The following is a 12,431-nucleotide window of genomic DNA, read 5'->3' on the forward strand; positions in this document are numbered from 1 at the left end:
GTCCCGGGCTGCATTCCCACGCAGAGCGTGGGAACGATCACGTGAGGCAGAAGAAACCCGCCGTCCCGGTTGTACGTGACGGCGGGTTTTTTCGTTTCAGACGGCGCTTACACCGTATCCACCTTCAACGAATGATCGTTCAACATCCCGCTGATGATCGTCGCGGTGTCGTGCCCGCCAGCAATCACCCCGCCCGCTCCCGGCGTTACGCCGTAGTGGCTGGCGAGGTTGACGCCGGCCAGGTCGATGGTCTGGTTCGGCGTGGCGCCGGCCATGGCGCTGACGTCGATGCTGGTGAGGACCGAGGCGCCGGTGCCGGTGACGGTGAAGTGCAGGTAGTCATCCAGTGAGGCGGTGGTGCCGTTTTCGCCTTGCAGCAGTTGCGACAGATCGAGCTTGTCGGTGCCGGGGGTGAAGTCGGTGATCAAGTCATGGCCACTGTTGCCCTTGAGCCACTGGAAGGTGTCAGCGCCAGGCCCACCGGTCATGGTGTTGTTGCCCATGCCGCCGATCAACAGATCGTCACCGCCGCCACCGTTGAGGATGTCGTTGCCCAGCCCGCCGTTGATCACGTTGTTATTGTTGTCGCCGGTCAGGGTGTCGTTGAAGTTCGAGCCGACGAGGTTTTCGATGCCGGTCAGGGTATCCGTGCCAGCGCCAAGGGTGTTTTGCGCACCGAGCAGGCCGAGGTTTACCGTCACACCGGCGGTGGCGTGGGCGTAGCTGGCCGTGTCGATACCGCTGCCGCCGTCGAGCAGGTCATTGCCCGGGCCGCTGTAGAGCAAGTCATTGCCGGCACCGCCGTGCAGCTCGTTGTTGCCTGAGCCTGCGGTCAACACATCATTGCCGTCGCCAGCGTTGAGGATGTTGTCGCCGGTGCCGGCCACCAACACATCGTCACCTGAAGTGCCAGTAAGGGTGTGCCCGTCCTGATAGCTGATGCTGACGTTGGCCGTGTCGCTGCCGCCATGGTTGTCGTTGGCGGTGTAGCTGCCATGGAAGTCCGGGGTGATGTCGTGCGCCCCGGCGTAGTTGAGGGTCATGGTCAGCTGATAGTTTTCCGCCGCGTTGGGGTTACCGCCGCCGCTGGGATTGGCGATGTTGGTGATGTGGATCTGATAGACGCCATCGGCCGATGCGGTCAGGGTTTGCCCGTCCGCGAGGGCGATGTAGGCGCCGCCGTTGATCGAGTACTCCATGGTGACGTGACCGGCCGCCAGGTTGTGGTCAAGGTTGAGAGTTTCGCCCTGGCGCAGGTTCACGGTGATGCGGTCTTCATCGTTGGCGTTGCTGTTGGTCACAGCGCCGAGGTAACCGCTGACCACCAGTACGGCGGTCATCGTCGCGGCGTTGGCACTGAACGAGTTGCGCACGTTGGCGAGGTTCTGGTTGGCGGCGGTATTGACGTTAGTGCCGGTGAAGTTGATCGCGCCAGTGCCGGTGAAGTCCGCCGCTTTCGAGATCCAGCCAGTGTTGAAACTGGTCGGAGTGGCATTGAGCGTGTCGCCATTGGGATCGGTGTCGTTGGCCAGCAGCAGCTCGCCCGGCACGACGATGTTGCCCGACAGCACGTTGGTGATGACGTGGTCGTCTGCCGCCAACGGAGGCGCGTTGGGGATCACTTTTACGGTCAACGTCGAGCTGGCAAGGTCACCGTCGTTGTCGCTGACGGTGAAACCGATGTTCTCGGTGATCACCACGGCGGTGGTTTTCTGCGAGGTGTAGGTGTACTCGCCGCTGTCGAGATTGATCAGCAGTGTGCCGCCATTGTTGGTGGCGATGCTCAGCGTGTTGTTCACGGTGTTGAACGTACCGTGATTGGTACTACCGCTCGGCGTCAGCGAGCCTTGGCCGCCGAGGGCTTTTGGATCGTAGGTGTAGGTGGTGCCGTCGATCACGATGGATTTGATGAAGCCGCCGTCGGCGCCGAACGTACCGCCCTCGCCCAGCAACGAACCGGTGACCGGTGCGCCGACCACAGTTCCGGATAGCACTGAGTTGAGCTGGTTGAGGTCGGTGACCACCACCGCGTTGGTGTTGGTGTGGCTGATGCCGTCATAGGCCAGCGGGTCGAGGTTGGCGTTGCTGACGCCGCTGCCGAGGCCGATCGCGTAGTTCTTGATGTTGTTGGCATCGAGGAAGTTTTTCAGCGCGGCTTCGTCAGCGGCATTGATGTCGCCCTCGTTGGGTTTGCCGTCGGAGAAGAAATAACCGACGTTCTGCGCCCCAGTGAGTTTGCCCGAGGTGTTGAACGCGGTTTGCATCACCGCCACGGCGGCGTCGTAGTTGGTGCCGCCGCCCGCCGTCAAACCGGCGAGAATCGTCTTCGCTGTCGCCACATCGACCCACACCGTGGTTCGGTCAGTGGCGTTGCTGCTGAAGGTGACCAGTTGCACTTTCACATCGCCGAGGTCGTCGTACTTGTCGAGCAAGGCGCTGATCGCCTGCTTGGCCAGCGCCAGCCGCGACAGGCCCGGCACGCCGGAGGCGTCGGCCATACTGCCGGAGATGTCGAGGACGATGAGCAGGTTGGAATCGATCTCCACCGCTGCCACTGAACGGTCCGAAGCCACGGCTTTCGGCACGTCGTCAACGATGTTGACCACGAGGGTGCTGGTGGTGCTGTTGCCCAGTGCATCGGTGGCTTTGTAGGTAAAGCTTTCGCTCAGGGTGTTCGCCCCGTCGTTGGCGTTCGGCGTGGTTTTCGGCGCCGAGGTCAGCGTGTAGGTGTAGGTGCCGTCGGCGTTGAGCTGGATCTGCCCATAGGTGCCGGTGGCGCTGCCGACCAGGGTGTAGGTGATCGCGCCACTGCCGCCGGTGACCGCGCCAACCAGTGTGCCCGTTGCGGTTTCGCCAGTGTTGGTCGGGTCGCTGCCGGTGACCGTACCGGGCGCCAGATCGGCGCCATCCTTGGTCTGGTCGAGGGCTTTTTCATACACCGTCACGTCCTGATCGACCGAGGCCACCAGTTTGCTGTCGGCGACGTTGATGGTGATGGTCGTGGTGCTTTCATCGCCGTCACTGTCGCGGATGGTGTAGGTGAACGTATCGGTGGCGCCCGGAGGGCTCACCGAGTTCGGGTTGCTGTGGTAGACAGCGTTGCCCAAGGCGTCGAGGGTCAGGTAGCCGAAGTTACCGTTGATGTTGCTGTCGAGGCCGCCCACCGCAGAAGTTCCGGTGTTGCTGCCGGCGCGCACGCCGACCACCGTGGCCGCGCCATCGGCACCGCTGACGTCGTTGCCGAGCACGCTGATGTTGACCGTTCCGCCCTCTGCCACCGAACCGGTGTCGGGTTTGGCGGTTGGCAGGTCATCGATGATGTTGACGTTGATCTGACCCGTGGCGGTGCTGCCATCGGTGTCGGTCGCCACCACGTTGAAGTTCTCGGTGAGGCTGTTGGCGCCGTTGCCGTTCGGGTGCGTTTCGTTATCGACCAAGGTGTAGCTGTAACTGACCACGCCGGTCGTCGCGTTGTAACCGGTGATGGTGAACGTGCTGCCCAAGGGCGAAACGATCGACTGCGGGAAGCCTGCCGCCACACCGCCGGTCACCACGGCGATACCGCCGACGGTGAGGGTTTGCAGGCCATCCAGCGCGGTCACGGTGAACGTGCCGCTCTGGGTCAGCGCCGGCGTGTCGGGGCTGGTGCCGTCGCTGAGATTTTTCTCGTAGACGGTGAGTTCGCCACCGTTGACGTCGAGGCCGTTGAGCACCACCGGATCGTCATTGTTGTGGATGTTCAGCACCAGGTTGGCGGTGCTGGTGTCGCCATCGGCATCGGTCAGGGTGTAGGTAAACGTCTCGGTGCCGTTACCGCCGCCGTGCAGATTTTTGAAATCGGCATCGTTAGGGTTCAGCGTGTAGGTGTAAGTCCCGTTGGCGTTGAGCACCAGCGTGCCGTAGGTTCCGGTGAACGTACCGGCGGTGATCGGCCCGGCATTCGGCCCGGTCGCCACCACATCCGCGCCTTGCACGTCGTTGGTCAGCACGTTGCCGGTCAGGGTCAACTGGGTTTCCGACGCGCTGGTGGCGTTGCTGTCGTTCACGGCTTTAGGCACGTCATCGACGATGCTGACGACGATGGTGCTGGTGACAATGTTGCCCAGCGAATCGGTGGCTTGATAAGTGAAGGTTTCAGTCAGGGTGTTGGCACCGTCGTCGGCATGCGGCGTGGTGCTCGCTGGCGACGTCAGGGTGTAGGTGTAAGTGCCGTTGGGGTTGAGGACGATCTGCCCGTAATTGCCGGTGGCACTGCCGACCAGCGCATAGCTGATCGCGCCGACCGCACCGGTGACCGAACCGACCAGCGTGCCGGACGCGGTTTCGCCGGTGCTGGTCGGGTCGCTGCCGATGACCGTACCCGGCGCCAGGTCGGCGCCATCCTTGGTCAGGTCGAGGGCTTTTTCGTAAACGGTGACGTCGGTGTCGCTGGTCGCACATAGTTTGCTGTTGGAGACGTCGATGGTGATGGTGGTGGTGCTTTCGTCGCCATCGGAATCGCGCACGGTGTAGGTGAACACATCCACTGCGCCCGGGCCACTCACGGTATTCGGATTGCTGTGGTAGACGGCGTTGCCGTTGGCGTCGAGCGTCAGGTAACCGTAAGTGCCGTTGATGTTGCTGTTGAGGCCGCCAATGGCCGAGGTCGAAGTGTCGGAGCCGGCACGCACGCCAACCACTGCACCGGTGACGGCCGGGCCATCCGCGCCGCCAATGTCGTTGTCCAGCACGTTGCCGCTGACGGTGCCGCCCTCCGCCACCGACGCCGCATCAGGGTGTGCGCTCGGCAAGTCATCGACGATGTTGACGTTGATCTGGCCGCTGGCGGTGCTGCCATCGGTATCGGTGGCGACCACGTTAAAATTCTCGGTGATGCTGTTGGCGCCGTTACCGTTCGGATGGGTTTCGTTATCGACCAGGGTATAGCTGTAACTGACCACACCGGTAATGGGGTTGTAGCCGGTGATGGTCAACGTGCTGCCGAGCGGCGTGGTGATCGATTGCGGAAAGCCTGCGGCCACACCACCGGTGACCACGTTAATGCCACCCACGGTCAGGGTTTGCAAGCCATCGAGCGCCGTGACGGTGAACGTGCCGCTCTGGGTCAGCGCCGGGGTGTCAGGGCTGGTGCCGTCGGTGAGGTTTTTCTCATAGACGGTCAGTTCGCCGCCATTGACGTCGAGGCCGTTGATGATCACCGGATCGTCATTGTTGTGGATCTGCAGAACCAGGTTGGCGGTGCTGGTATCGCCGTCGGAATCGGTAATCGTGTAGGCGAAGGTTTCCGTGCCGTTGCCACCACCGTGCAGGTTTTTGAAATCGGCGTCATTGGTATTCAACGTGTAGGTGTAGGTGCCGTTGGCGTTGAGCACCAAGGTGCCGTAGGTCCCGGTGAATGTGCCGGCCGTCACTGGGCCGCTGGCTACACGGTCGGCGCCTTGCACGTCATTGGTCAGCACGTTGCCGGTCAGGGTCAGTTGAGTTTCCGAAGCGGTGGTTGTGTTGCTGTCATCGACGGCTTTGGGCAGGTCATCGACGATGTTCACATCGAGGGTGGCGTTGGCGGTAGTGCCGTTGTCATCGACAACCGTGACGGCGAATTGCTCAGGCAGGTTGTTCGCGCCATTGGCGGTCGGGTGTGCTTCGTTATCGACCAGGGTGTAGCTGTAGCTGACCACACCGGTTGTAGCGTTGAAACCGGTGATCGTCAGTGTGCTGCCCAGCGGTGTGGTGATCGATTGCGGAAAGCCTGCGGCCACACCGTTGGTGACCACGGCAATGCCACCGACGGTCAGCGTGGTGACACCGTCCAGTGCAGTGATGGTGAACGTGCCGCTTTGAGTCAGCGCGGTGGAATCTGGTGCGCTGCCGTCGCTGAGGTTTTTCTCATAGACGGTCAGTTCGCCGCCATTGACGTCGAGGCCGTTGATGATAACCGGATCGTCATTGTTGTGGATCTGCAGGACCAGGTTGGCGGTGCTGGTATCGCCGTCCGAATCGGTGATGGTGTAGGCGAAGGTTTCCGTGCCGTTGCCGCCGCCGTGCAGGTTTTTGAAATCTGCGTCATTGGTATTTAGCGTGTAGGTGTAGGTGCCATTGGCGTTGAGCACCAAGGTGCCGTAGGTCCCGGTGAATGTGCCAGCCGTCACGGGACCTGTCGGTACGCGATCCGCGCCTTGCACGTCATTGGTCAGCACGTTGCCGGTCAGGGTCAGTTGAGTTTCCGAAGCGGTGGTTGTGTTGCTGTCATCGACGGCTTTGGGCAGGTCATCGACGATGTTCACATCGAGGGTGGCGTTGGCAGTGGTGCCGTTGTCATCGACCACGGTGACGGCGAATTGCTCAGGCAGGTTGTTCGCGCCATTGGCGGTCGGGTGTGCTTCGTTATCGACCAGGGTGTAGCTGTAGCTGACCACACCGGTTGTAGCGTTGAAACCGGTGATCGTCAGTGTGCTGCCCAGCGGTGTGGTGACCGATTGCGGAAAGCCTGCGGCCACACCGTTGGTGACCACGGCAATGCCACCGACGGTCAGCGTGGTGACGCCGTCCAGTGCAGTGATGGTGAAGGTGCCGCTTTGGGTCAATGCGGTGGAGTCCGGCGCACTGCCGTCACTGAGGTTTTTTTCGTAGACGGTCAGCTCGCCGCCTTCAACGTTCAAGCCGTTGATGATCACCGGGTCGTCGTTGTTGTGAATCTGCAAAACCAGGTTAGCCGTGCTTTTGTCGCCGTCGGCATCGGTGAGGGTGTAGGTGAAGGTCTCGGTGCCGTTACCGCCGCCGTGCAGGTTCTTGAAGTCGGCGTCATTGGTATTCAGCGTGTAGGTGTACGTGCCGTTGGCGTTGAGCACGAGGGTGCCGTATGTGCCAGTAAAGGTGCCCGGCGTGATCGGCCCGGCATTGGGGCCGGTGGGCACGCGGTCGGCGCCTTGCACGTCGTTGGTCAGGACGTTGCCGGTCAGTGTCAGTAATGTTTCGGAAGCCGTGCCATTGTTGTCGTCGATCGCCCGAGGCACGTCGTCAGTGATGTTGACGTCAAGCGTGCCGGTGGCCGTGTCGCCATTGTTGTCGCCGGCAATCACGGTGAATTGTTCGCTGAGGTTATTGGCGCCATCGCCGGCGGCGTGGGTTTCGTTGCCGTTGAGGGTGTAGCTGTAGCTGACCGCGCCAGTCGCCGGGTTGTAGCCGGTAATGGTCAGGGTGTTGCCCAGTTGCGTGGTGATCGATTGCGGGAAACCGATCGGCACACCCGCGACGATGACGTTGATGCCGCCGATGCTCAGACTGCTCAAGCCATCCGGAGCCGAGACCGTAAAACTGCCGCTCTGCGTCAGTGCAAACGGGTTGGCCGCCGAACCGTCAGGCAGGTTGGCCTCATTGAGGTTCAACTCGCCGCCCGGCACGGCAAGGCCGTCGATGATCACCGGATTGTTGACCACCAGCGGCGGTGGCGGAGTAACCGGCGTGACAGTGTCATCGCCGTTGTCCACCACGGCGTCAAACCGATAGTCAGGAAACTCAGGAATACCGCCGAACCCGGCAGTGGGGAACCCGATGATCGGGTCGACCCGGCCGCCGACTTCTGTCAGCAGAACAAAACTGTGGCCGCCGCCCAGCTCACCCGGCGCGCCGCCCGGTGCATTGGGACCGGCAGCAGTCGCTTCAGCGGTTTTGGTGGGGTCGTCACCGGCAGCGATGGCTTTCTGGATTTGCTCGACATCGGTCAGTTGCGCTTCGCTCGGGGTCTGAGCCTCTGGCGCGTTCACATGTGCGGCCTGATCAGCGAGCAATTGCCCGGTCATGGTCAGGCTGCTGTCGCGACCGAGAGTGAGTTCCTGGCCGTTTTGCAGATGGACGGCGACGGCGCCTTCGGCCCCGGTGATCAGTTGATCGCCGGCATACAGGCGATCCCCTTCAACCAGTGCGCGTTTGCTGCCGTCGGCGGCCTGGGCGAATACCTGACCAATGACTTTAGTGACTGTACCGATGAGCGTTGCCATGTGAATTCCTCCGCTGCTGACCACCGTCAGCACTGGTTCGCGAAGCAGCCCATGGCTCAATCGGGTTGCCGGGGGCGACGCTCGCACCCTCGACAGTTCGTTTCGCGGGGGTCATTTGAAGAGAAATCCAAGCGCTATCAAGCACTTGCACCGCCCGTTTCAAACAGCCCGCCCACTAACGCTACGTAACGGCGGTGAATCACCCGAGTGACAAAAATCTGTCGCTCATCAGCCGCTACGCGTCCCTCCCCTTCAGCAGTACTTCGCCGTATGTCGCAAAGTGAGTGGAACTTTCCTCAAGCCTTTTTGAGCTCCCTAAAGCGCATAAAACAAAGGCTTTCGTGCTGAACAATGTGCCGGATTTTACAAAGCGCATAAGTTTTTTTCGGCATAAGCCTTATGAAAAATTTTTCTTAGCTACGCTCTAGGATGTTCTTAGCTCTGTTGTTACAAGAGTGAAACGCTTAGACCTAAAAATATCGTCAAATATTTGGCGACAGTAACACACCATCAGGACTCAGGGAGATGCACCCATGCGCGTTCTAACCCCCCTCTGCAGCGCGGTTTTGCTGGCCATGGCTTGCACTTCTCAAGCCCAGGCGATGAACCTCACCGAGGCGATCCAAAGCACCATCGCCACCCACCCGGAACTGGCCTCGCGCGTGGACGCCCGCCTGTCGGCAGATGAACAAATCAAAGTCGCCAAGGGCGGCTTCTATCCGTCCGTCGATTTGAACGCCGCGTACGGTCGCGGCTACAGCGACAACACCAACACCCGCGCCTTCGGCAATCACGACACGCGAATTCTCAATTACACCCAGTCCGAGCTGCGCCTGCGGCAGATGCTGTTCGACGGTTTCAACACCGCCAATGAGGTCGAGCGCACCAAAGGCGTGTCGAACTCACGCGCGTACTACGCGCAAGGCACTGCCCAGGATCTGGCCCTGCGCACCATCGAGGTCTACCTCGAAGTGCTCAAACGTCGCGAACTGGTGACCCTGGCCCGCAACAACCTGCAGGCGCACTTGCGCGTCAACGACCAGATCGGCCTGCGCACCGAGCGAGGTGTTGGCAGCACCGCCGACTCCGATCAATCGGTCGCCCGTAAAGCGCTGGCGCAGAACAACCTCGACACCGCCGAAGTCGACCTGTCTGACGCCGAAGCCAACTTCTACAGCGTGGTCGGACGCATGCCCGACGAGCTGGAAACGCCAGCCTCGACCCGCGGCGAACTGCCGACCGAATTGCGTGAAGCGCAACAGAGCATGGTCGACAACAACCCGTACCTGAAGTCCGCCCAGGCTGACGTGCAATCGGCGGAGAGCCAGTACGAAGTCGCCAAATCACCGTTCTACCCGCGCTTCGATGCCGAAGCAGCGGTCGGTGCGAACAATAACGTGCAAGGCGATGAAGGCCACGACAACGAATGGCGCGTGGGTGTGGTGATGAACTACAACCTGTTCCGGGGCGGCAGCGACAAGGCGCGCCTGGCCTCCGATGCGCACCAGATCAATCAGGCGATGGACATCCGCAACAACGCCCTGCGTCAGCTCAACGAGAACATTCGTCTGGCCTGGAACGCCATGGTCAACGCGAAGAAACAGACCCCGACCGCCCGCGAATACGCCGAAACCACCAAGCGTGTACGCGCCGCCTATCAGGATCAGTTCGGCCTTGGCCAACGCACCCTGCTCGACTTGCTCGACAGTGAAAACGAGCTCTACAACGCCAACCGTCGCTACACCGAAATCCGCTACACCGAGGAATATTCGATGTACCGCGTGCTGGCGAACATGGGCCAGTTGCTGAGCAAACAACGGGTGGTACTGCCGGCCGATGCGATCGCGTCCAGCGAAGTCAAAAACGAAGCCCGCCTGCCCGAACTGAAATAACCAACTCCCTGTAGGAGCTGCCGCAGGCTGCGATCTTTTGACGTTTTTGTTTACGATCAAGATCAAAAGATCGCAGCCTGCGGCAGCTCCTACACGTGATTGGGGTGATAGACGATCAAGCGTTCCGTTCAGTTTTGTGTAGCCAGTGCCACCGTTTCACGGGAGCGATCAATATGACCAGCATGGAACCCGGCCACACCGGGATCGATCCGCGGCTGAGCTTCGATGATCCGTTACTCGACGGTCTGTTGATCCTCTGCAAACTGCATGGCGCGACGGTCAGCCGCGCCAGCCTGAGTGCCGGGCTACCGCTGAACAAACAACGCCTGAGCCTGGACCTGCTGCCGCGCGCCGCGGCACGGGCCGGGTTGCAGGCGCGCATTCTGCGCCGTGATCTGAAAGACATCTCGCCGCTCAACCTGCCGATCCTGTTGTTGCTCAACGACGGCCGCACCGCTGTGTTGCGGCGTTTCGGCGACGACGGCAAAGCGCTGATCCTGCCCAGCGAAGCCGATGGCGGCGAGCAATGGGTCAGCCGTGAAGAACTCACTGAACACTACAGCGGCCAGGCCTTGTTCGCCCGCCCGCGCCACGAACTCGAAGACCTCCGTTCACCGCTGGTGCCGCGTGTGCATGCGTGGTTTCGCGACACATTGAAGCTGTCGAAATGGCTCTACAGCGACGCGATCCTCGCCAGTTTCCTGATCAACCTGCTAGGGCTGATGGTGCCGCTGTTCGTCATGCAGACATACGACCGCGTGGTGCCGAACCAGGCGACGTCGACCCTGTGGGTGCTGTCGATCGGGCTGCTGATCGGCACCGGTTTCGAACTGGTGCTGCGGGTGGTGCGCGCGCACTTGCTCGACACCGCCGGCAAGAAAACCGATGTGATCCTTTCCGCGACGCTGTTCGAGCGCATCACCGGCATGTCGATGAAGGCGCGGCCGGCGACCATCGGCGGTTTCGCCCAGAGCATTCATGACTTCCAGGGACTGCGCGAATTTCTCACCGCCGTCACCTTGACCAGCCTGATCGACCTGCCCTTCGTGGTGTTGATGCTGGTGGTGATCGGATTGCTTGGAGGCTGGCTGGTGGTGATTCCGCTGCTGGCGTTTCCGATCACCATCATCTTCGCCCTGGTGATCCAGGTGCGCCTGCGCGACACCGTGCAGAAAAGCCTGAGCCTCGGTGCCGAACGTCAGGCCGTGTTGATCGAAACCCTCGGTGGCCTGGAAACCCTCAAGGCCTGCAGCGCCGAAAGCGAGCGCCAGCACAAATGGGAAAGCACCCACGGCGCCCTCACCCGCCTCGACAGCCATGCGCGTAACTTGTCGGCGCTGGCCACCAACGGCACGTTGTTCATTCAGCAATTCTCGGGGATGGCGACGATTGTTGCCGGGGTCTACAGCATCATCGCCGGTAACCTCAGCGTCGGTGCGCTGGTCGCCAGTTACATGCTCGGCAGCCGCGTGCTCGCGCCGCTGGGGCAGATCGCCGGGCTGATCACCCGTTATCAGCAAGCACAACTGACCATGAAAAGCACCGACGCGCTGATGTCGTTGCCGCAGGAGCGCGACGGCAAACAGCGGCCGCTGGAACGCACGCAACTGCAAGGCGCGCTGGACGTCAGTGGCGTGACGTTTCATTACAACGGGCAGAATGCGCCGGCGCTGAGCAATGTCAGTTTCAGCCTGAAACCCGGTGAACGGGTCGGCATCATTGGTCGCAGCGGTTCGGGCAAAAGTACCCTGGCGCGGCTGGTGATGGGCTTCTATGAACCGGAAGAAGGCCAGTTGCTGCTCGACGGCCTCGACCTGCGCCAACTGGACGTCGCCGACCTGCGCCAGCAGATCGGTTACGTCGCCCATGACCTGCCGCTGCTGGCCGGCAGCCTGCGTGACAACCTCACCCTCGGCGCGCGGTATATCAGCGATTCACGGATGCTTGAAGTGGCTGAGCTGACCGGCGTCACCGAGCTTGCCCGCCAGCATCCACAAGGCTTCGACCGGCCGGTTGGCGAACGCGGGCAATTGCTCTCCGGCGGCCAGCGTCAGGCGGTGTTGCTCGCACGATCCTTGTTGCTCGATCCGCCGATCATGCTGCTCGACGAACCCACCAGCGCCATGGACAACAGCAGCGAAGACCAACTGCGGCAGAAGCTGCACGAATGGGTCCAGGGCAAAACCCTGCTGCTGGTCACGCACCGCACCTCGATGCTCAGCCTGGTGGATCGTTTGCTGGTGCTGGACAACGGCAGGGTCGTCGCCGACGGCCCGAAAGAAGCGGTCATTGATGCATTGCGCAAGGGCCGCGTCGGCTCGGCGGCGGTGTAGATGCTGACCCACAATTATGGCTTTCACAAAAAAGTGCCCTGCACAAAAACCTGTGCCTACACAAAACCTATGGTTTGCACAAAACCTGTGCCTTACACAAAACCTGTGGTTTGCACAAAACCTGTGGTTTGCACAAAACCTGTGGCGAGGGGATTTATCCCCGATTGGGTGCGCAGCGCCCATGAGTTTTTTGGGGCTGCTGCGCCACC

The 12,431-nt window shown here is 61.3% G+C and carries 3 protein-coding genes; 2 read left to right on the forward strand and 1 reads right to left on the reverse strand.

The features are described 5' to 3' along the window. Positions 1-107: 107 nt before the first annotated feature. Positions 108-7,997 (reverse strand): retention module-containing protein, encoded by a 7,890-nt coding sequence (locus tag ACQ4MY_RS20315; protein WP_440096270.1) that lies wholly within the window; start codon positions 7,995-7,997, stop codon positions 108-110. A gap of 533 nt (positions 7,998-8,530) precedes the next feature. On the opposite strand from ACQ4MY_RS20315, the gene ACQ4MY_RS20320 reads away from it, so the two are divergent. Together ACQ4MY_RS20320 and ACQ4MY_RS20325 are read left to right on the forward strand one after the other, a co-directional pair. Continuing rightward, a complete protein-coding gene (locus ACQ4MY_RS20320) occupies positions 8,531-9,889 on the forward strand; it encodes a TolC family outer membrane protein (RefSeq protein WP_008086253.1) in 1,359 nt (452 codons plus the stop codon). Positions 9,890-10,062: 173 nt separating this feature from the next. Continuing rightward, on the forward strand, positions 10,063-12,222 hold the full coding sequence (locus ACQ4MY_RS20325; RefSeq protein WP_440096271.1) for a type I secretion system permease/ATPase: 2,160 nt from the start codon (positions 10,063-10,065) through the stop codon (positions 12,220-12,222). Positions 12,223-12,431 lie beyond the last annotated feature (209 nt).

The sequence above is a fragment of the Pseudomonas sp. SM4 genome, assembly GCF_051913165.1.
Lineage (GTDB): Bacteria > Pseudomonadota > Gammaproteobacteria > Pseudomonadales > Pseudomonadaceae > Aquipseudomonas.

Bases quoted from the DNA above. Each gene is read 5' to 3' on its own strand.
- ACQ4MY_RS20315 (WP_440096270.1), bottom strand. From the start codon at position 7,997: ATGGCAACGCTCATCGGTACAGTCACTAAAGTCATTGGTCAGGTATTC.
- ACQ4MY_RS20325 (WP_440096271.1), top strand. From the start codon at position 10,063: ATGACCAGCATGGAACCCGGCCACACCGGGATCGATCCGCGGCTGAGC.
- ACQ4MY_RS20320 (WP_008086253.1), top strand. From the start codon at position 8,531: ATGCGCGTTCTAACCCCCCTCTGCAGCGCGGTTTTGCTGGCCATGGCT.